Source organism: Gordonia sp. ABSL11-1 (assembly GCF_030315685.1).
GTDB lineage: Bacteria > Actinomycetota > Actinomycetes > Mycobacteriales > Mycobacteriaceae > Gordonia.
The window spans coordinates 1-19,721 of record NZ_JASXSI010000005.1; the positions used below are offsets into that span (position 1 = coordinate 1).

At 67.2% G+C, this 19,721-nt stretch carries 18 protein-coding genes and 1 pseudogene; 14 read left to right on the forward strand and 5 right to left on the reverse strand.

Features of this window, described 5'->3' with window-relative positions; genetic code table 11:
* Positions 1–14 precede the first annotated feature (14 nt).
* On the reverse strand, positions 15–494 hold the full coding sequence (locus QSJ19_RS07090; protein WP_286319334.1) for a PaaI family thioesterase: 480 nt from the start codon (positions 492–494) through the stop codon (positions 15–17).
* 147 nt (positions 495–641) lie between these two features.
* On the opposite strand from QSJ19_RS07090, the gene QSJ19_RS07095 reads away from it, so the two are divergent.
* From QSJ19_RS07095 to QSJ19_RS07140, 10 genes are all read left to right on the forward strand, one after another.
* On the forward strand, positions 642–1,181 hold the full coding sequence (locus tag QSJ19_RS07095; protein WP_286319657.1) for a TetR/AcrR family transcriptional regulator: 540 nt from the start codon (positions 642–644) through the stop codon (positions 1,179–1,181).
* Between the two features lie 145 nt (positions 1,182–1,326).
* A complete protein-coding gene (locus tag QSJ19_RS07100) occupies positions 1,327–2,004 on the forward strand; it encodes a DUF4166 domain-containing protein (protein WP_286319335.1) in 678 nt (225 codons plus the stop codon).
* An 87-nt stretch (positions 2,005–2,091) separates the two neighbouring features.
* Positions 2,092–2,532 carry an SRPBCC family protein gene (locus QSJ19_RS07105; protein WP_286319336.1) on the forward strand — a complete coding sequence of 147 codons (441 nt, stop codon included), beginning with the start codon at positions 2,092–2,094 and terminating at the stop codon, positions 2,530–2,532.
* A 106-nt stretch (positions 2,533–2,638) separates the two neighbouring features.
* Positions 2,639–3,157: a DUF6764 family protein gene (locus QSJ19_RS07110; protein ID WP_286319337.1), complete on the forward strand. Its 519-nt coding sequence runs from the start codon at positions 2,639–2,641 to the stop codon at positions 3,155–3,157.
* Positions 3,158–3,323: 166 nt separating this feature from the next.
* Positions 3,324–4,286 (forward strand): polyphosphate kinase 2, encoded by a 963-nt coding sequence (ppk2, locus tag QSJ19_RS07115; RefSeq protein ID WP_286319338.1) that lies wholly within the window; start codon positions 3,324–3,326, stop codon positions 4,284–4,286.
* A gap of 42 nt (positions 4,287–4,328) precedes the next feature.
* Positions 4,329–5,156, forward strand: coding sequence for a Rossmann-fold NAD(P)-binding domain-containing protein (locus QSJ19_RS07120; protein WP_286319339.1), 828 nt, complete (start codon positions 4,329–4,331; stop codon positions 5,154–5,156).
* Positions 5,153–6,016 (forward strand): alpha/beta fold hydrolase, encoded by an 864-nt coding sequence (locus QSJ19_RS07125; protein WP_286319340.1) that lies wholly within the window; start codon positions 5,153–5,155, stop codon positions 6,014–6,016. Before QSJ19_RS07120 ends, QSJ19_RS07125 begins: the two co-directional genes overlap by 4 nt.
* Positions 6,006–6,740: an AAA family ATPase gene (locus QSJ19_RS07130; RefSeq protein WP_286319342.1), complete on the forward strand. Its 735-nt coding sequence runs from the start codon at positions 6,006–6,008 to the stop codon at positions 6,738–6,740. The genes QSJ19_RS07125 and QSJ19_RS07130 overlap by 11 nt, the downstream gene beginning before the upstream one ends.
* 195 nt (positions 6,741–6,935) lie before the next feature.
* Positions 6,936–8,912 carry an HNH endonuclease signature motif containing protein gene (locus tag QSJ19_RS07135; RefSeq protein WP_286319344.1) on the forward strand — a complete coding sequence of 659 codons (1,977 nt, stop codon included), beginning with the start codon at positions 6,936–6,938 and terminating at the stop codon, positions 8,910–8,912.
* Positions 8,913–9,074: 162 nt separating this feature from the next.
* Positions 9,075–9,794, forward strand: coding sequence for a rhomboid-like protein (locus tag QSJ19_RS07140; protein ID WP_286319346.1), 720 nt, complete (start codon positions 9,075–9,077; stop codon positions 9,792–9,794).
* On the opposite strand, the pseudogene QSJ19_RS07145 reads toward QSJ19_RS07140, so the two are convergent.
* Positions 9,758–11,827, reverse strand: a pseudogene (locus tag QSJ19_RS07145) (prolyl oligopeptidase family serine peptidase); the annotation flags it as partial. The gene QSJ19_RS07140 and the pseudogene QSJ19_RS07145 overlap by 37 nt on opposite strands.
* 198 nt (positions 11,828–12,025) lie before the next feature.
* Between QSJ19_RS07145 and QSJ19_RS07150 the strand changes: the two are divergent.
* Both QSJ19_RS07150 and QSJ19_RS07155 read left to right on the forward strand, forming a co-directional pair.
* Positions 12,026–12,415 carry a maleylpyruvate isomerase mycothiol-dependent enzyme family protein gene (locus tag QSJ19_RS07150; RefSeq protein WP_286319348.1) on the forward strand — a complete coding sequence of 130 codons (390 nt, stop codon included), beginning with the start codon at positions 12,026–12,028 and terminating at the stop codon, positions 12,413–12,415.
* A gap of 368 nt (positions 12,416–12,783) precedes the next feature.
* The gene (locus tag QSJ19_RS07155; RefSeq protein WP_286319351.1) at positions 12,784–14,508 is read left to right on the forward strand and encodes a serine hydrolase; all 1,725 of its coding nucleotides are present in this window, start codon (positions 12,784–12,786) and stop codon (positions 14,506–14,508) included.
* Here the strand turns inward: QSJ19_RS07155 and QSJ19_RS07160 are convergent.
* Both QSJ19_RS07160 and QSJ19_RS07165 read right to left on the reverse strand, forming a co-directional pair.
* Complete coding sequence (locus QSJ19_RS07160) at positions 14,495–15,715, reverse strand: NADH:flavin oxidoreductase (RefSeq protein WP_286319353.1); 1,221 nt, start codon at positions 15,713–15,715, stop codon at positions 14,495–14,497. The genes QSJ19_RS07155 and QSJ19_RS07160 overlap by 14 nt on opposite strands.
* Positions 15,715–16,386: a TetR/AcrR family transcriptional regulator gene (locus QSJ19_RS07165; protein WP_286319355.1), complete on the reverse strand. Its 672-nt coding sequence runs from the start codon at positions 16,384–16,386 to the stop codon at positions 15,715–15,717. The genes QSJ19_RS07160 and QSJ19_RS07165 overlap by 1 nt, the downstream gene beginning before the upstream one ends.
* A gap of 101 nt (positions 16,387–16,487) precedes the next feature.
* Between QSJ19_RS07165 and lpdA the strand changes: the two genes are divergently transcribed.
* Both lpdA and QSJ19_RS07175 read left to right on the forward strand, forming a co-directional pair.
* Complete coding sequence (gene lpdA / locus QSJ19_RS07170) at positions 16,488–17,873, forward strand: dihydrolipoyl dehydrogenase (RefSeq protein ID WP_286319357.1); 1,386 nt, start codon at positions 16,488–16,490, stop codon at positions 17,871–17,873.
* A 118-nt stretch (positions 17,874–17,991) separates the two neighbouring features.
* On the forward strand, positions 17,992–18,876 hold the full coding sequence (locus QSJ19_RS07175; protein ID WP_286319358.1) for a DNA-3-methyladenine glycosylase family protein: 885 nt from the start codon (positions 17,992–17,994) through the stop codon (positions 18,874–18,876).
* Positions 18,877–19,051: 175 nt separating this feature from the next.
* On the opposite strand, the gene QSJ19_RS07180 is transcribed toward QSJ19_RS07175, so the two are convergent.
* Entirely contained in the window at positions 19,052–19,693 is a 642-nt protein-coding gene (locus tag QSJ19_RS07180; RefSeq protein ID WP_286319359.1) for a class I SAM-dependent methyltransferase, read from the reverse strand.
* Positions 19,694–19,721 lie beyond the last annotated feature (28 nt).

Sequence of the window (19,721 nt, forward strand, 5' to 3'; positions counted from 1 at the left end):
CTAGTGGTGTGCGGTCACCGGAAGACGATGCACGTCGTGGTGCCGTGCGCGACCAGCTTGCCGTCGTCGGAGAAGACCTTGCCCTCCGCGGTCGCGGTCCGTCCCCCGACATGGATGACGGTGCCCGTCGCGGTGAGCTCGCCGGCGTCGACGGCGACCGACCGGATGTAGTTGATCTTCAGTTCGAGTGTGGTGTAGCCGACGCCCGCCGGGAGCGTGGTGTGCACGGCACAGCCCATCACCGAGTCGAGCAGGGTGGCGCAGATGCCGCCGTGCACGGTGCCCAGCGGATTGGCGAAGTCGGCCTGCGGGGTGACTGCGAACGAGACCCGCCCCTCGTCGATCTGCTTGGCGCTCATGCCGAGCAGGCGCCAGATGCCGGGACGATCCGGATCGGGTTCGGCCATCGCCGCGCGCAGGAGTTGCAGGCCGCTCAGTGCCGAGGGATCAGAAACTTCCGTCGTATCGATGCTCATGACTATGTAGGATGGCATAGATCGCACGGATTATGAAGGTCTGCATAGGCGGGCCGGACGATCGCGTCTGAGGGAGTGGGCATGAGCACGGTCGACCGACCGCCGGAGGAGAGGTCTCTGGACGAATCGCGGGAGCGCGCGGCGGCGCGCGGGCCCCGCGACCGGATGGTCGTGCATGCGGCGAACCTGATCGGCCGTGACGGTGTGGCGGCCACCTCGATCGGTGACGTGATCGCCGCGAGTTCGGCGCCGCGTGGGTCCATCTATCACCACTTCCCGGGTGGCAAGACGCAGCTGATGACCGAGGCCGTGCGCTATGCGGGCGACTTCATCTCGCACCGCATCAGCCGGGAGAGTTCGGCGACGCCCGCCGAGGCCGTCGCCGAGATCGGCGATGTGTGGCGGCGGATGCTGGTCAGCACCGACTTCGAGTTCGGCTGTCCGGTTCTCGCAGGCGGTCTGGCCCGGCGTTCGGAGCCGGAAGTCGCCGAGGAGTCCGATCAGATCTTCGCCCGCTGGACGCGGTTGATCTCGACGCGACTCATCCACGAGGGCGTCGAGGCCGATCGTGCCGATTCGCTCGCACAGCTGATCATCGCCTCGATCGAGGGTGCCGTCGGGCTGTGCCAGACGCAGCGATCGGTGGACCCTCTCGACCGCGTCATCGCCGAACTGGCGCGTCTGTGCGACGCTGCGGCCGGCTGAACGGCGATCCCGACGTGACCGCCGCCACTGTCATCGACTAGGTTCTTCTCCCAAAGCACACAGCAGCCGCGTGGGACCGCGTTCCCGGGTGGTTGCCGCCGGGACGGGAGGCCGACGGTGGGGTCGGGGTCGGGAAGTTGATGTCATGACACCGGTCTATCGGCAGATCCTCGGCTCGGACTTCGACCGCCTCCACCCCAACGTGGCGTGGCGGTACAGCATCGACTCGACCTCGGGGGTCGCGCAGATCGCGACCGGCATCTACGAATCCGTCTACGTCACCTCGGCGCTCCCGCCGCTGTTCTTCTGGCACTACGCCAAACGCAATGCCCTCCCGCCCAAGAGCAGCCGGATGGTCCCGTTCACGCAGGGCCACTACTGCTACGTCGACGAGATCGGTCGAGAGTGTCTCGCCGTACTCCGCGCTTTCGACTTCACGACGGGCACCCGCAACATCAACTCGCTGCTCGTCTCCGGTCGCAGCGGCCTCGTCGACTACTTCGGCGACGGCCCCGAACTTCTCTATCCGATCGAGCCGTCGGTCACGACGTCCGGGGAACTCCTGCTGGAGAGCGGCCCGCTGCGTTGGCTCGGGCGTGGGCCGAAGGTCGGGATGCGTGGCATGTTCGCCACCCAGATGAAGTACATCGAGGGCTGGGACGAGGCGCGGCAGCGGTTCCGCTGTGACGCCACCGTGCGCAATCCTGTCATCGGCGAGATCCTGCACTTCCGTGGATGGTTCACCGCAGCCGATCAGGCCTGCACCCTGCGCGACATCCCGGACGAGGCGTGGCCGCTGACGCTCGTCGACCGCGAGGACTGACCCACTGTCGGCTCGGAATGCCCGATTCGTGCTGCGCGGTGATGGTTCGGGTGATCGACGGTCCGGCGGCACGGTAGGTTCTCTCCCATGGCTGTCTCCGCGAAGATCGAGTTCGATGTTGCCGCCCCACCGTCGGTCGTGATGGAGGTGCTGCTGGACATCGAGTCCCTGCCGGACTGGTCCGGCCCGCACAAAGAGGCCGAGATCCTCGTCGAGAACGAGGACGGCACACCGGAGCAGGTCCGCGTGGTGGTCACCGCGGCCGGGATCTCCGACGAACAGAAGCTGACCTACACCTGGACCGAGAACAGCTGCAGCTGGGACCTGATCGAGGCCAACCAGCTGAGCGAGCAGCACGGCTCCTATGTCGTCACCCCGAAGGGCGACGGCTCGCACGTCGAGTTCACCCTCGAGGTCGAGCTGAAGATCAAGATGCCCGGCCTCATCGTGAAGCGCGCACAGAAGATGGCCGTCGACACCGCACGCAAGGGCCTGACCGCCGAGGTCGAACGCCGCGCCGCCGACTGACACGCTGATCGACCCCGGACGCCGCCACCGCCGGTCGATGAGTACCCTGTGCAGCAGTGCTTCTCGCACTCTGCGTTCCGTGGCGACCGGGGAGAGGTCAATCTTTATGCGAATCAACAAATTTGGGGCTCGAGCCGCGGCATTCGTGATCGGCGGGTCGGCGATGGCCTGGCTGATCGGCGTGGGCGGTGGCACCGCCGAGGCGGCGACGACCTGTTCGGCGGCCAATGGCCACCAGGTCGAGCACATCATCGGCAAGGGGGGGTGCGGGGCCAAGGCCGGTCCGGGCAGCACGGCCTTCTCCGAGGAGTCCAGCGGCGCGGGCACCGCGGTGGCCGTCGCCGACAAGGGTGGGAACTCGACCGCGCGTAATCTTCAGCCCGGTTCGACGGCGCTCGCCGGTTCGACGACACGGGGCACCGCCTACTCGGTGACCACCGGACCGAGTGCGTTCTCGGTCGCGCAGGCACGGCACGGCGGCACGACCATCGCCGTCGGCGGCTGGGGCGGACAGGCCATCGCCGGAGCCGACGGTGCGGTGTGCCAGGGCGGGTTCTCCACGGCCTTCGACTCCACCACCGGAAAAGCTTGTCTGCGATCGGGTTCCATCGATCTGCACAACTGATCCGCAGGTCGGTGCGTACGTCTGCGTCGCATCCACACCTGCTTGCTGAGCACTGATCGCCGCCGGTGTCCGCCGGTCACTGCGCCGAGTGGTCACGCGGGCCCGGCGGCGTTCACGTTCACCTCTTCGCAAGACGCTGTTTCCGCGATGCGCATATCGTTGAACGGTGACCGAGCTACATGATCCCGCCCTGAACACCTCCGATGCGATCGGGCCCGATTTCAGCGTCCTGAACGGTCGGGAGGCGCTGCAGCAACTCGTCGACCTGCACAACACGACCCAGTTCGCGGTCAACGACGACGATGACGACGACCCGGTGCTGCTGACGCTGCCCGAGCGCAACGTCGTCGACACCTGGCGTCAGGACTACCCGTACGACGAGCGGATGAGCCGTCGGGAGTACGAGGTGAGCAAGCGGCGCCTGCAGATCGAACTGCTCAAGCTGCAGAAGTGGTCCAAACAGACCGGGCAGCGGCACCTGCTGGTGTTCGAGGGCCGCGACGCCGCCGGCAAGGGGGGCACCATCAAGCGGTTCAACGAGCATCTCAATCCGCGCGGCGCCCGCACCATCGCCCTCGAGAAGCCGAGTGAGCGCGAATCCACCGAGTGGTACTTCCAGCGCTACGTGCAGCACCTGCCGGCGGGTGGGGAGATGGTCTTCTTCGACCGCTCCTGGTACAACCGGGCCGGCGTCGAACGGGTGATGGGGTTCTGCACCCCCGAGCAGTACTCGCAGTTCATGACACAGGTGCCGGCGTTCGAGAAGATGCTCGTCGACGACGGCATCAACCTGGTCAAGTTCTGGTTCTCGGTGACCCCGCTCGAACAGCGCACCCGGTTCGCCATCCGGCAGATCGATCCCGTGCGGCAGTGGAAGCTGTCGCCGATGGATCTGGCCTCGCTCGACAAGTGGGACGCCTACACCCAGGCGAAAGAGACGATGTTCGCGGCCACCGACACCGACCACGCCCCTTGGACGGTCGTCAAGAGCAACGACAAGAAGCGGGCCCGGCTCAACGCGATGCGCCACGTCCTGAGCCTCTTCGACTACGAGGGCAAGAACCCCGAGTTCGTCGGTGAGCCCGACCCGTTGATCGTCGGGCGCGCTCGTGATCTGGTCGGGGAGTAGGCACCTCCTCGCCGCGGGAGTCGCGTCGGTAGCCTCGTGGGCGTGCGGACATTCCTCAGCGGACTCCTGACCCTCGTGGCGATCGTGGCGATCGTCGTCGCCTTCCCGTCACTGTGGGTGAAGGAGCGGCTGGTCGACCCGGAAGGGTTCGTCTCGACAGTGACGCCGATGGCCTCCGACGAGCGGATCAAGGACTACCTGGCCGGGGAGATCTCGGCGTCGGTCACGCAGCAGGTGGGTGCGCAGGGTGCGTCCGCGGTCATCGAACCGGCGGTGCGGGCGTACACCCACAGCGACCAGTTCGAGGCGGACTTCGTCGACGTCGTGTCCCAGCAGCATGCGTGGCTGTTCGACCCGCCCCCGGTGGACGGTCCGTCGACGGTGATGGAACTCGACATCACCGACATGGTGAATCGTGTGATCGCGCAGACCGGGATCAGCGCTCGCGTATCCGGACCGATCGTGGTGCCGCTCAACCGTGGCGGATCGGGCCTCGAGGCCGGCCGTTATCACGAGGTGGGACAACAGATCACGGCACTCGCCTACTGGTCACTGGTGATCGCGGTGGCCGGCGCCGTGCTGGCCCTGCTGTTCGCGCGCCGGCGTGGCACGGTGCTGGCGTGGATGGGGATCGGACTGATCGCGTCCGCCGCGTTCGCCTGGGCCGTCGGTGTCTTCTTCGCGGAGCGGGCGAAACAGGAGGTCGAGGGAGCCGAGGAGTCCGGGCGTGAGGTCGCCGAGCTGATCGTCGACGGCGCGGTGGCCGATCTGCATCATCTGGCGCTCATCGTCGGAGGTGTGGGCGCCGGTGTGGTCGTTCTCGGTGTCATCGTGCGACTGGTCTTCGCCGGGTCTCCCGCCCGTCGATGACGCAGGAGCGGCCGGTCGCCGGGCCGGTGATCGAGGAGATCCGACTGCCCGACGGAACCGTGACGCCGTTGCGTGTCGTCGTCGATGATCCGGACCGGCCGATCATGGTGCTCTGGCCCGGACTTGGGGTGCCCGCAGGCTATTTCGACCTGTTCGCCGCGCACTGCGGGCGGCTGGGGGTCAACGTGGTCGTCGGCGATCTGCGCGGTCAGGGTGGCAGCAGGCCGAGGCCGACCGCAGCGAGCCGGTTCGGTCATCACGCTCTCGCGTCCGAGGACACCCCGGCCGCGGTCGAGGTGGCCCGCCGGTACTGTCCGTCGGCGCCCCTGTATGTCGCCGGACACTCGATGGGCGGGCACATCGCCTCGATGTTCGTGGCCCGCAATTCGGTTCGCCACGATCACGACGTCGCCGGCCTGGTACTGATCGCGTCCGGTGTGCCGCACTGGAAGCTCTATCGTGGCGGGATGGGTGTGCTGGCCACGGTCGGTCCGCTGGCCATGCACCGGGTTTCGAAGGCGCTGGGATACTGGCCGGGAACCGCGATCGAGGGATACGGCCGGCAATCACGTGTGTTGATCCGCGACTGGACCTACCTCAATCGACACGGGCGGTTCTCGCCGCGTGGCGCCGACGTCGACTACGAGCAGGCGATGGCCACCATGGAGATGCCGGTGTGTGCGGTCACCGTCGGCGCCGACACCGATGCGCCACCCCGGGTGATGCGTGCACTGACATCGAAGTTCACACGATGTGACGTTGCCGCACAGCATATTTCCGCGCCACTCGGACACAATGGGTGGGCGCGGGATCCGCGGGCGCCGGAGATCGTGACGCGATGGATCGCCGATGTTCGTTGACCGTGCGCGTGTACCGGCCGAGCCATCGGGCGATGCGGCGTCCTGGCTGACCGAGGTGCCGGCGCTCGCGGCGGTCGTCGGTGGCAGACCGATCGAGTTCACCGCGCCGCTCACATTCTTCGTGGGGGAGAACGGGTCCGGGAAGTCGACGCTCGTGGAGGCGATCGGCGAACGGTTCGGACTCGATCCGCGTGGCGGGCGTGCCGCCATCGTCGGCGGGAACCGGGATCTGCCGAAATCTGCTCTGGGTGAGATCATGTCGCTCGATCTCACCTGGTCGGGGCAGAGCATGTTGCGCGCCCCGCGGGAGGACCGTCAAGGGTTCTTCTTCCGCGCCGAGACGGTCGTGGAGATGAACCGCAGATTCGCGGGCGTCCGCGGGTACTGGGACGGCGACGTCGAACGGCAAAGTCACGGTGAGGGATTCATGAGCATCCTGGACTCGATGCTCACCGAACCCGGCATCTACATCTTCGACGAGCCGGAGTCCGCGTTCTCGTTCACCTCCACACTGCAGTTCCTTGTGACGCTCACCGAACTCGTGGAGATCGGTTCGCAGGTCATCTGTGCGACCCACTCGCCGATCCTGACCGCCGCGCCGGGCGCACAGATCATCGAGATGTCCGAGGACGGGCCGGTCGACGCCGACTGGGAGGAACTCGACCTCGTCCGGCACTGGCGACGATTCCTCGACGATCCGCGGAGCTATCTGCGGCACCTGTAGATGTCGATGGTGGCTCGTGTGCCGGGAGTTGCGCGGACTGTGGATGCGAACCTGCCTGTGGACAACGCGTCATACCGGGCTGTGCTGTCGGCTCAACGGGTTAGTCTCGTGCCCAGTTGATCTCACTCGGGCGCACGCCATTGATGACGGACACACGATCACGTCCTGTCACTTCCAGCCGAAGGTGCTCGCCGCATGCACTCCTTGTTCGCTCCCGCAGACGACGCGGCGCTCACTGCGTTGCTGTCGTCGGAGGATCCGAATGAGGTCGCGCGGACACACCTGCGGCTGAGTCGCCGTCACGAGGCCCGTGCCGTGGTCCTGAGCCATCGGATCGGCGAATCGGTGTACAACGAGATGCTGCACAGTCAGCAGCAGACCGGGCGCATGTCGCTGCGGAAGGCTGCCGAGAAGGCGGCCCTCGGTGAGGTGTCCCTGCAGATGGGGATCTCGCGAACCAAGGCGGGGACCTGGCTGGCACTGGGTGAGGCGCTGCAACAGTTCCCGAAGATCCTGGCCGCCTACCTGGAGGGCGATCACAGTACTCATCGGGTGCAGAAGCTGGTGCGTGCCGCGCAGATCGCGCCGGATGCGGACATCACCGAGGACATGGTGGGTGAGCAGGCCCCGTCAGGTGATGGCGGCGGAGACGTCGACCACGGTGCCGGCGACGGCAGCGATGGTCTGGAGCTGACACTGGACGATCTGGTAGTCGACGGGGAGGGCCGGCCTGGTGCCGAGAGCGATTCCAGCGATCCCGCTGCCGAGGACCAATCCGCTGCGGACGCCGACGGCTCGGGCGACGAGTCGGGTCCCAGCGACCGCGAGGCGGACATCGACTTCGAGGATCTGGCACTCGAATTGGCGTCGCGGCCCATCACCGACACGGACCTGGTCGACGCGCTCAACGGTCTGGTGATCAGCCTCGATCCCGATCGTGCCGCCGAGGTCCGCGAGGAGTTTGCCGAGGAGTGGCAGAACGTCGTCATCACCGCGGACGCCGCGGGGCACGCTGTGATCGAGGCACGCGCACCCGCAGAACACGGTGTCCACCTCGGCAACCGATTGTCCTCGATGGTCTCCGAACGGGTCTGTCCCGCTGATCCCCGCACCGTCGGACAGCGCAGGGTCATCGCCCTCGCCGAGCTGATCGGGATTCCGGAGGCGCGGCTGTCGTGCTCGTGTGGGCGGAGAAACTGTCGTGCTGCCGCGAATCGTGAGGAAGAACCTCGGCGTGAGGCGGAGACCGGGGCGCGCACAGGCGATTCGCGGGCGGGGAAGCCCAGGGCGAGTGCGGCCGATACCGGTGCCGGCAGGGAAGGCGGCGGCGGGGGCGGTGATGGCGCCCATGCGGGTGTCGTTGCTGATCCCGATGCTGGTGCCGGCGTTGGTGCTGGGCGCGTTTCCGGTGCCGGTGCCGGTGTCGGTGTCGGTGTCGGTGTTGACAGCGGTGTCGGTGATCGTGGCGCTTCTGGTGCTGCCGCCGGTACGGCTGACGGTGCCGCTGTCGGCCGCGGTGTGGCGACCGGCGTTCCCGAATGCGCTCAGTCCGAGGCCTCAGTCGATGGCCGCCTCGAGGCTGAAGCCATTGCGGGACAGTCGGTCGCCGCAAGCTCATCGGCCATCGAGCGTTCCGAGCTGGTTCAGCCCACGCCGCTGACGATCATCGTCGATCCCACCGGAGCAAGCCCGCCACGGCTCCGCGGATATGGTTCCATCGACCCGGCCAAGGCCGCCGAACTCGCCGAGCATGCGACGATCCTCAGCCCGCGGCAACCGCGGGTGGCGTCGTCCGGTCTGATCATCACCGACCGCGGGGCGCCGCCGGTCGATCCCGCCGGGCACGGAGGCTTCGCCCAGCCACCTCCGGGTGCGCTGACGTACGCACCGTCGGCGGGGCTGCGCGGCGACGTGGAGTGTTCGGACAGAACGTGTCGGTATCCGTTGTGCACCAAGCCTTCTCATCTGTGCCAGCTCGATCATCTGGTGCCGTTCAACCATGCCGATCCGTTGGCGGGCGGTTGGACGGTGCTGGACAACCTGATCCCGCTCTGCCTGCCCGATCATCAACGGAAGCATTTCGGCCTGTGGATTCCGACGATGCGTATCGACCGGACCATCGTCTGGCGTGATCCGAGAACCGGGTACGAGCTGACGACGTATCCACGGTGATCGCGCTCTGGGGACGGCCGGTGGTCTGCGGCAGGAACCCGGACGGGGACGATGGCCAAAGGTAGGTACGGCCGGTGACACACCTCGGATGTCCGACCTCGGTTGCCCACGCCAAACCGACATACGATGGGCACGGTCGGTCGAGGGTGAGAGGTGCCGCCGATGATCGAGGCCATACGAGCGCGCACGCCGCGTCGATGGTTCGTCGCAGTGTGGCGATACCTGCGCAGCGCTCCGCTGGCCTTCCTCTGGCTGGCCGTGCTGCTGGTGACGACGATCGTCCAGCGAACACTCACCCCGCACGAACTCGATCGGCTTCTCGGTGAACGCTCGACGAATCTTCACCATCTGAGCACCGACCCGCTCGATGTCCTCGTCACCAGTCTCTTCTGGATCGACGGCGCGTATTGGTTGCCCTACCTCATCCTGTTCTGCCTGTTCCATCGACCGGCCGAGCGGTGGCTAGGGTCTCCACGCTGGGTGATTGTCGGTCTGAGTGCCCACGTCATCGCGACGTATCTCAGTGAAGGCCTCCTCGGCCTGGCGATCCGCAACGACGCCGCCAGTACCACTCTTATCAACACGACCGACGTCGGTGTCAGTTACTTCCTGGCGGCGATCGTGGGTGTCCTGACGTATCACATCGCCTATCCGTGGCGCTGGATCTATCTCGCCGGCATCCTCGGGGTGTACGCGCTGCCGCTGCTCGTCGACGTCGACTTCACTGAGATCGGCCATCTGACGTCACTGCTCATCGGTCTGGCGTGGTACCCGATCACCCGCCACCCGAATGGACCGCCGCCGTGGGATCCGCTGACCACCGCGCGTCGGCTGGGGCGCCTGGGTCACTCCGGCGCGAGCGTCCGCCACAAGAACTCGTAGGCCAGCGCCGACTTGAACGCCGCCTGCTTGTTGTCGGCCGCGCCGCCGTGCCCACCCTCGATGTTCTCGTAGTAGGCCACCTCGTGGCCCAGCTCCTCCAGCCGCGCAACGAGTTTGCGTGCGTGACCCGGGTGCACGCGGTCGTCACGCGTGGACGTGGTCACGAGAATATGCGGGTAGTCGACGCCGCGCTGAACGTTCTGATACGGCGAGAACGGCTTCATGAACGCCCACTGCTCCGGATCGTCGGGATCACCGTACTCGGCCATCCACGACGCACCGGCGAGCAACAGGTGATAGCGCCGCATGTCGATCAGCGGCACCTGGCAGACGAGCGCGCCGAACAGTGCCGGATAACGGGTCAACATGACGCCCATCAGCAGACCGCCGTTCGAACCACCCTGCGCACCAAGCTGTTCGGGTGTCGTCAATCCCTCCGATACCAGGGCTCGCGCCACACTGGAGAAGTCCTCGTACACCTTGTGACGGCCGGCCTTCTGCGCCTGCGTGTGCCACGACGGGCCGTACTCACCGCCACCGCGGATGTTGGCGATCACATAGATCCCCCCGCGGGACACCCAACCGCGTCCGGCGACCGCCATGTAGCCCGGCGTCAGCGAATTCTCGAATCCTCCATAGCCGTACAGCAGCGTCGGTCCCGACTGCACATCCGACCGTCGGACGACGAAGTACGGGACGGCCGTGCCGTCATCTGAGGTCGCGAATCGTTGTTCGGCGACGACGTCATCGGCGTCGAAGAACGCAGGCGACTGCTTGATCACCTCGACGGAATCGCCGGAGTCGCCGTACAGCAGGCTCGGCGGGGTGGTGAACGAGCTCGCCGACCAGAAGACCTCATCCGAATCGTCCGGGTCGGTGTCGAGCACCGATATCGTCGCCAGTTCCGGCAATCCGGTCGTCGCGATCTCCTCCCAGGTGCCCATGACCACCGTCGACACCTCAGTCTGGACATCGCGCAACGTGGTCAGGATCAGATGCGACCGGGTGAACGAGTAGTCACTCAGACTGGTGTGTGCATCCGGCGCGAACAACACCGTTGCAACGCGACCGCCGACGAGGAACTCCTCGTACTCGAACACCAGGAGAGTGCCCGCGGCGTAACTCTGGTCGCCGATCACCCATTCCGACCGCGGCATCACGAACAGCCAGTCCCAGCGCACCGCCGAGTGTGCATCGGTCGGCACGTCGATGCGGATGAGCTCACCGTCGCGGAGCTCATACCGCAGAGCGTTGAAGAAATCGGTGGAGCGGCTCGCGAAATGGCGCTCGTAGCCGGGGGTGTTGTCGTAACCCGCGCCCGCCGACACGTCGTCGACCTCACCCGCGTAGACCTCCACCGCCTCCGACAGCGGCGTTCCACGCGTCCACCGCTTGGTGATGCGCGGGTAGCCGGACGTGGTCAACGACGATGTCCCGTCGGGCTGCTCACCGAAATCCGTGCCGACGTAGACGGTGTCCCGATCGATCCACCCGATCGACGACTTGTTCTCCGGCAGCACGAAACCGTCCTCGACCCAGCGACGCGTCTGGAGGTCGAACTCGCGCACCACCGTCGCGTCCGCTCCGCCGCGCGACAGCGACACCAGCGCGTGCCGGTACTCGGGCCGTAACACCGTCGCCCCGGACCACACCCAGTTCTCCTCCTCTGCGGCAGCGAGAGCATCGACGTCGATCACGACGTCCCACTCCGGTGCATCGGTGAGATACGACTCCAGGGTGGTCCGCCGCCACAGACCCTTGGGGTTGGCGGCGTCCCGCCAGAAGTTGTAGAGATGGCCGCCGCGACGCCGCACGTACGGGATCCGGTCGTCGGTGTCCAGGACCTCGAGAGCCTCCGCCTCCAATACCGGGAACCGGCTGCCCGAGCTCAGAGCCGAGACCGTGGGGTCATTGTGCGCACGCACCCACTCGAGCGCATCGTCGCCGGTGACCTCCTCCAGCCAGATATAGGGATCCTCAGGAGCAGAGTTGGCCGCATCGGTCGTCATCGGGGTCCCTTCCGCGGCATCCGGCGCGACGTCTCGTGCTCAGCGCGTCCGCTCTCATGCTGCATTTTCGTGCGATTCATTCCTCCGCGACCCTAATGGGTCACGAGTGAGGAGGTCGGCGGCGGCAGGTGACGATACCGGGTGCGTTCGCGACAACTCAGACGCGCAACCCCGAAGGCCCGCCGACCCAGGCATGCCGGTCCGGCCGGCAGGCTCGACGTGATGCGCGCCGTGATCACCGCGACCTCGACTCCACCCGCGGCACCCGCGACGAGGCTGGTGGAGGCCTTCGTCCACGGCGAGGACATCCGCCGGCCACTCGGGATCACCGGTGGGTACCCGCCGGCGCCGGTCGTGGAGGCGCTGTGCCACCAGGTGGAGGCGTCGGGTCTCGATGGCGGCGGGAAGCGGCGCGTCAGGGGGATGCGCCTCGTGGTCACCGAGACCGGCGCGACGATCGGCGACGACGACGCTGCGGGCGCCGAGGTGCGCAGCCGCGCGATCGACCTGTTGCTCGCGGTGTCCGGCCGCGCCGTGTCGGCCGACGCGTTCGACGGACCGGGCGCGGCGCGCCTGTGCGACGAGCACGGCCGCCGACCACCAGCCGCGTAAACCGCCTGCCCCCGGCCGCAACGCTGCGCGTCGGGTTACCCACCTGCCCGCCCTATCGCTGCGCGTCGCCCTATCGCTGCGCGTCGCCCTATCGCTGCGCGTCGCCCTACCGCTGCGCGTCGCCCTATCGCTGCGCGTCGCCCTATCGCTGCGCGTCACCCCACCGTTGCCCGTCACCCATCGCTGCGCGCCGCGTCGCCTCCCGTCGCCCGTTCCGCCCACTGGATGACACACGCGGCCCCCGCGCCTCCCGTCCGACCGCAACCGCCTGATTGCCATGCCACGCCGGAGATGGGTCGATACGCTGATGCGCGGGTCGGATGGTGAAGTGCCACGAGCGGCACGTGTCGAGGAAGTAGGTACGACGGATGGTCGTCCACACTCGTTCCCGGCGTCGTCGCGCTGTCACCGCCGTGACGTCCCTCATCGCCGTCGGTGTGATGGCCGCCGCCTGCGACTCGGGTTCCACCGGTTCGGATGCGGTGTCGTCATCGTCGTCTGCTGCGCCGGCCCAGGCCAATCCGCAGGCGGCGGTCGCGCAACCGCTGCCCGACAACGCCATCGACAACGCGCTGGGCAAGCTCGACGGTCTCGTCGACTCCCTCATGTCATCGACGAAGATCCCGGGCATGGCGGTCGCTGTCGTCCACGGCGGCAAGACCGTCTACGCGAAGGGCTTCGGTGTCAAGGACATCGGTGTCAAGGACATCGGTGCGACTGCCGGCGCAGGTTCGAACGGCTCGGCGAGCCGCTCGACCGCCGCCGGCGCGAGCCCGACCAGCGGCTCCGGCGGTACCGGCGACAACAAGATCGACGCGGACACCGTCTTCCCGCTCGCCTCGATGTCCAAGCCGATCGGCTCCACCGTCATCGCCAAGCAGGTCACCGACAACGTCGTCGGCTGGGACACCCCCGTCGTCGCCAATCTCCCCGGATTCGCCCTCTCCGATCAATACGTGACGCAGAACGTGACGGTCGCCGACATGTACTCGCACCGATCGGGCCTGCCCGACCATGCCGGCGACAAGCTCGAGGACATGGGCTACGACCGGCAACAGATCCTCGCCCGGCTGCGCTACGTGCCCCTCGACCCGTTCCGCATCACGTACAACTACACGAACTACGGTGTCACCGCCGCGGGCGAGTCGGTCGCACGGAAGGCCGGATCCGACTGGGAGACCTTGTCGGAGAACGCTATCTACGGTCCGCTGGGGATGAACCACACCAGCTCACGATTCAGGGATTTCGAGGCAGAGCCCGACCGGGTCGTCGGGCACGTCAAGGTCGACGGCACCTGGGTACAGACCCCGGCCCAACGCGATCCCGACCCGCAGGCACCGGCCGGCGGTGTGTCGTCGTCGGTGAACGACGTCGCCAAGTGGCTGACCATGCTTCTCGGCAACGGCACCTACAACGGGAAGCAGATCGTCGCCGAGAAGGCGCTGATCCCGGCGGTGACACCCGAGATGGTCTCGTCGCCATCGCATTCCGAGGACTCCCGCGCCGGTTACTACGGCTACGGATTCAACGTCAGCGTCACCGAAGGCGCGCGGACCACCTTCAGCCACGCGGGTGCCTTCTCGATGGGTGCGGGCACGAACTTCCTCGTCCTGCCGTCCGCCGACGTCGCGATCGTCGCACTCTCCAACGCATCCCCCATCGGTGCGGTGGACGCCCTGTGCGGGGAGTTCTCGGACCTGGTCCAGTTCGGCGAGGTGCGCCACGACTGGCGCACCCTGTACGGCGACGCATACGAGGCGATGGCGCAGCCGTCGGGAAGTCTGGTCGGGCAGAAGCCGCCGGCGAATCCCGCACCGGCCCCGCCGGCGGCGTCGGTGGTGGGGACCTACCAGAACGACGTGTACGGTCCGGCGGTGATCCGGGAGGAGAACGGCGCACTCGTCCTCGCCATGGGGCCTGGCGGCGTGACGACCCACGAACTCACCCACTGGGACGGCAGCTCCTACACGTTCCCCCTGCGCAACGAGAACGCCGAACTGGGCTCGATCTCCAAGGTCGCCGTGGACGGACCTCAGATGACGATCGAGTACTACGACGACGACCTGTCGAACGGAGTGTTCACTCGCTCCTGATCGTCGTCGCCTCCGCGACGAGCGGATCCGGCACCTCCCCGGTACGGACGGGGCACCGGGTGTGCGAATAGATCGTCGGCATGCACAGATTGCAGTGCACGCACCGCGAGCGCGCGGTCGGATCGGACTGGATGCGCAGGGGCAGGCCGGGTTCGCGCAGTAGTGCGCGCCCCATCGCGACGAAGTCGAAGCCCTCGGTCAAGGCCAACTCCATCGACGGTCGATCCGTGATGCCGCCCAACAGGATCAGCGGCATGCGGACGGCCGCACGCAGCTGTCGCGCGAGTGGCAGCAGATAGGCGTCGTGATAGTCGTAGTGCTTCAGGAACATCGGGCCCGTCGCCTTGAGTCCGAGTCGCATCGCGCCGCGGAACGCATCCGCGAACTCATCGCGCGGCGGGTCGCCGTGGAACAGATACATCGGATTGAGCAGCGAGCTGCCGGCGGTCGGCTCGATGGCGTCGAGGTGCCCGTCGGACTCCAGGAGTTGCGCGACCGCACAGGCCTCGTCGACGCCGAAGCCGAGACGCCCGGCGCCGTCGTACATGTTGAGCTTCGCCCAGATCGCTGCTTGGTCGCCGACCTCCTCGCGGACGGCCTCGACGACCTCGCGGGCGAATCGGGCGCGGTTCACCAGGCTTCCGCCATATTCGTCGCGTCGGTGATTCAACAACGGCGACAGGAAACAACTGATGAGATAGTTGTGACCGCAATGGATCTCGAGCCCGTCGAATCCCGAGTCCACGGCGATCCGCGCGGCCTGCCGGAAGGTGGCGAGCATTTCGGAGATGCCGTCGGCATCGAGCTTGCGCGTGACCGACATCCCCATCGGCGCCGGGATGCGCGACGGCCCGAGCGCCTTGCGCCGATTGGACACCGAGTTGGCCACCGGGCCGGCATGGCCCAATTGTGCTGCGGCGAAAGCCCCTTCGGCGTGGATCGCCTCGGTCAGGCGGGTCAGTCCGGGCACCGCCTCGCCGCGCAGCCAGATCTGATGGCGGTCGGTGCGTCCCTCGGGGGAGACGGCGCAGTAGGCGACGGTGCTCATCGCGACGCCGCCCGCGGCGACCTCGCGATGGAAGTCGATCAGGTCGTCGGTCACCAGTGCATCCGGCGTGGCCCCCTCGAAGGTCGCGCACTTGATGAGGCGATTGCGCAGGGTCAGCGGGCCGAGCCGGGCCGGGGTGAACGGGTCGGGCGCGGTCATCAGGTCTCCTCGGGAAGGTCGGGTTCGACGGTGTGCGCAGGCGCGGGACGGATCGGGACCGGCGCGGACAATCCGGCGACGACGAAGTCGCCGAGCGCCGAGAGGGCCGCGTCGGACAGCGGCTGGTCGCCGGCGAACCGGCTGAGGATCAGCTCGAAGGCGAGCCCCCACCGTCGGCGTGCGTCGTCGTCGGAGAGTCCGTCCACGAGGCGGGGGAGAATGCGTGACCACTGATCGATCCGGAACCACGGCTGGGTCCACGACGCCTGGGGATGCGACAGGACGAATCGGGACAGCAGCCGGAGATGGAGACGCCCGACCGGATCCTGCTGGATGTCGACGAAGGGGGCGAGCACGACATCGACCAATCGGACGATGTCGTCCGTCGACGGATCGAAGCGATCGAGCGGATCACTCCACATCGGGCCCATGCGGTCCTCGAGGAGTTCGACGGCGAGGCGGTCCTTCGAGCCGAAGTGATAGTGGACCGCCGCGGGGTTGGCGTCGGCGGCCGCGCAGATCGCACGGACGGAGACATTGTCGAAACCGTCGGTCAGGAACAACGACTCGGCGGCGGCGAGGAGGGCGATACGGGTGGAGCCGGTGCGGGTCGGCGACGGCGTTGGGGGCACCCGTCGATCAGACCACAGCTCCATCAACGATTCAATCATTGATTGATGATTGTCAGCAGGAGCGAAAGGCCCGGGAAAGTTACTCCTCGGTACGGGGGACGCCCTGCGGTGTCACCGACCCGCGACGTACGCTGGCAGTCGTGGCTGAACACTTTCAAACAGTTGTATTGGGTGCAGGTCCAGGTGGGTATGTGGCCGCGATCCGGTCCGCCCAGCTCGGCATGAAGACCGCCGTCATCGAAGAGAAGTACTGGGGCGGTGTTTGTCTCAACGTCGGATGTATCCCCTCCAAGGCACTCCTCCGGAACGCCGAACTGGCCCACATCTTCAATCACCAGGCGAAGACCTTCGGCATGTCCGGGGATGTCTCGTTCGACTTCGGCGCGGCATTCGACCGCAGCCGCAAGGTGTCGGAGGGGATCGTCAAGGGCGTCCACTTCCTGATGAAGAAGAACAAGATCACCGAGATCGACGGGTACGGGAAGTTCAAGGACGCCAAGACGATCGTCGTCGGAGATCGCGAGATCACCTTCGACAACGTCATCATCAACACCGGTTCGACCGTCAAGCTGCTGCCGGGTGTCGAGCTCTCCGACAACGTCGTCACCTACGAGACGCAGATCCTCACCCGTGAGCTGCCGAAGTCGATCGTCATCGTCGGCGCCGGCGCCATCGGCATGGAGTTCGGTTACGTGCTCGCCAACTACGGCGTCGACGTCACCATCGTCGAGTTCCTCGACCGCGTGCTGCCCAACGAGGACGTTGACGCGTCGAAGGCCATCGCCAAGGAATACAAGAAGCTCGGCGTCACGGTCCTCACCTCCACCAAGGTGCAGACCGTCACCGACAACGGCGACAACGTCACCGTCAGCTACAAGGACGCGAAGGACAACGACGGGGAGATCACCGTCGACAAGGTCCTCATGTCGGTCGGGTTCGCCCCGCGCGTGGAGGGCTTCGGTCTGGAGAACACCGGCGTCGAGCTGACCGACCGTGGTGCCATCGCGATCGACGACTTCATGCGCACCAATGTCGAGGGCATCTACGCGATCGGTGACGTCACCGCGAAGCTCATGCTCGCGCACGTCGCCGAGGCGCAGGGAGTCGTCGCCGCGGAGGTCATGGCGGGTGCCGAGACGATGACACTCGGCGACTACCGCTTCATGCCGCGCGCCACCTTCTGCCAGCCCCAGGTCGCATCATTCGGCCTCACCGAGGCGCAGGCCAAGGACGAGGGCTTCAACGTCAAGGCGACGACCTTCCCGTTCAGCGCCAACGGCAAGGCCCAGGGGCTGGGCGAGACCGCGGGGTTCGTCAAGCTGCTGACCAACGAGGACACCGACGAGTTGCTCGGCGGACACCTCGTCGGCGACAACGTCTCCGAGATGCTCCCCGAGATGACCCTCGCCCACAAGTGGGACCTCACCGCCAAGGAACTGGCCCGCAACGTGCACACCCACCCGACCCTGTCGGAGGCCATGCAAGAAACGTTCCATGGCGCGATCGGGCACATGATCAACCTGTAGCGCGCGTGTCACGAGGGTGTCCCGGCCGGCGAGGCGTGGCGCCCACGATCCCACTTTCCGATCGATCGACGCGGCGGTGAGCCGACCACCCGATGACCGACCTCGGTACCGTCAGGTGATGGCCACCGGAGAACGCACCCGCGACTGGGTGCCGCCGTGGCCGCTCGACATCGGCGCGACGGTCGGGATGCTGCGTCGCGGCGCCGGCGACCCGTCGTTCACCTATGGTCGCGACGGATCGGTCTGGCGGGGCGTCCACACGCCGGACGGGCCGGGCACGCTGACGATCCGGTCCGACGGTACGACGATCAGCGGTCGGGCGTGGGGCTCCGGTGCGGAGTGGCTGCTCGACCAGATGCCCGATCTGCTCGGCGCCCGTGACGACCCGGCCGCGTTGACCCCGCGCGACCCCGTCGTCGGTGAGCTCGTCCGGCGTTCGGAAGGTCTGCGGATCGGCCGCACCGACCGCGTCTGGGAGGCGTTGGTGCCGGCGATCCTCGAGCAGAAGGTGGTGGGGGCGGAGGCGTTTCGAGCATGGCGGTACCTGGTGCGCAGATTCGGTGACCCGGCGCCCGGACCGGTTCCGGACACGATGCGCGTTCCACCCCCGCGTGAGGAGTGGGCCCGGATCCCCGGTTGGGAATGGCACCGCAGCGGCATCGAACCGGTCCGGATGCGCACCATCCGGGGCGCGACGGCGATGGACGTCGAGCGGCATCCGGACCGACTACGGATGCTCCGGGGGGTCGGGCGCTGGACCGAGGCCGAGACACGTTCGCGGGCGGTCGGCGACCCCGACGTCGTCAACGTCGGCGACTACCACATCCCGACGTTGGTGGGTCTGACGCTCATCGGCGAACCGGTCGACGACGACGGAATGCTCGAACTACTGGAACCCTATGCGGGACAACGCCAACGGATCATCAGGATGGTGGAGCGGCACGGTGCTCGCCCGGAGCGACGCGGACCGCGGATGACCGTCCGCGATTACCGGTCCTTCTGACCCGAACCTGCGGGGCGGTCACGACCCGGGCCGACGACGCCCAGGCACCGCAATTTGCCGATCGTGCCCAGTTTTTCGCCGATCGTGCCCGGTTCTTCGCCGACCGTGCCCTGCCACTCCCTCGGGATCCGGCATCGACGGCGACGGGACGCGCCTGGCTCGGCTCGACGGTGGGTCAGCCGGGTTTGACGGCGATCACGTACTGCCCCTGCCCCGTGATGGTCTGCTCGACGTGCTCGGCTCCGGCCGACCGGAGTCGTTCGATGATCTCGTGTCGCCCGAAGATGCGGTAACCGGAGGCGCCGGCGACGGCGCGTACACCGGGCAGCGCGTCGAGCTCGGTGCTGACCGAGGTGAAGACGACGATCTCGCCACCGGGTCGCGCCACGCGCACCAGCTCGTCGACCACCGGCAGCGGATCGGGGATGAGATAGAGGGCGGCCAGGCAGGTGACCGAGTCGAAGGTGTTGTCCGCGAACGGGATCGCGTGCGCATCGGCGCGGATGTACCCGGCGCGCGGTCCGGCGTTGGTGCGTGCGGCCATGGACAGCATGGCGGGGGAGAAGTCGATTCCGATGCACCGGCCGTCACCGGTCAGTCCGTCGGCGACCCGGCGCGTGTAATTGCCCGGCCCGCAGGCGACGTCGAGCACCAACCGCTCACCCGGGCGTGACAGATAGGCGGTGAGGGCGCGGTCGAAGTCTGCGGTGCCGGTACCACCCAGGCTGAACAACCGGGTGAAGACCGGACGCCATAGCCGCTCGTACACGTGAGAGAACACTGGGTTGCGCATCAGCTGCTGCGCAGGTGAATCCATGACCGCCTCGCCTCCCCTGCGATGGTCG

Bases quoted from the DNA above. Each gene is read 5' to 3' on its own strand.
- QSJ19_RS07090 (WP_286319334.1), bottom strand. From the start codon at position 494: ATGCCATCCTACATAGTCATGAGCATCGATACGACGGAAGTTTCTGAT.
- QSJ19_RS07095 (WP_286319657.1), top strand. From the start codon at position 642: ATGGTCGTGCATGCGGCGAACCTGATCGGCCGTGACGGTGTGGCGGCC.
- QSJ19_RS07100 (WP_286319335.1), top strand. From the start codon at position 1,327: ATGACACCGGTCTATCGGCAGATCCTCGGCTCGGACTTCGACCGCCTC.
- QSJ19_RS07105 (WP_286319336.1), top strand. From the start codon at position 2,092: ATGGCTGTCTCCGCGAAGATCGAGTTCGATGTTGCCGCCCCACCGTCG.
- QSJ19_RS07110 (WP_286319337.1), top strand. From the start codon at position 2,639: ATGCGAATCAACAAATTTGGGGCTCGAGCCGCGGCATTCGTGATCGGC.
- QSJ19_RS07125 (WP_286319340.1), top strand. From the start codon at position 5,153: ATGACGCAGGAGCGGCCGGTCGCCGGGCCGGTGATCGAGGAGATCCGA.
- QSJ19_RS07130 (WP_286319342.1), top strand. From the start codon at position 6,006: ATGTTCGTTGACCGTGCGCGTGTACCGGCCGAGCCATCGGGCGATGCG.
- QSJ19_RS07135 (WP_286319344.1), top strand. From the start codon at position 6,936: ATGCACTCCTTGTTCGCTCCCGCAGACGACGCGGCGCTCACTGCGTTG.
- QSJ19_RS07140 (WP_286319346.1), top strand. From the start codon at position 9,075: ATGATCGAGGCCATACGAGCGCGCACGCCGCGTCGATGGTTCGTCGCA.
- QSJ19_RS07150 (WP_286319348.1), top strand. From the start codon at position 12,026: ATGCGCGCCGTGATCACCGCGACCTCGACTCCACCCGCGGCACCCGCG.
- QSJ19_RS07155 (WP_286319351.1), top strand. From the start codon at position 12,784: ATGGTCGTCCACACTCGTTCCCGGCGTCGTCGCGCTGTCACCGCCGTG.
- QSJ19_RS07160 (WP_286319353.1), bottom strand. From the start codon at position 15,715: ATGACCGCGCCCGACCCGTTCACCCCGGCCCGGCTCGGCCCGCTGACC.
- QSJ19_RS07165 (WP_286319355.1), bottom strand. From the start codon at position 16,386: ATGATTGAATCGTTGATGGAGCTGTGGTCTGATCGACGGGTGCCCCCA.
- QSJ19_RS07175 (WP_286319358.1), top strand. From the start codon at position 17,992: ATGGCCACCGGAGAACGCACCCGCGACTGGGTGCCGCCGTGGCCGCTC.
- QSJ19_RS07180 (WP_286319359.1), bottom strand. From the start codon at position 19,693: ATGGATTCACCTGCGCAGCAGCTGATGCGCAACCCAGTGTTCTCTCAC.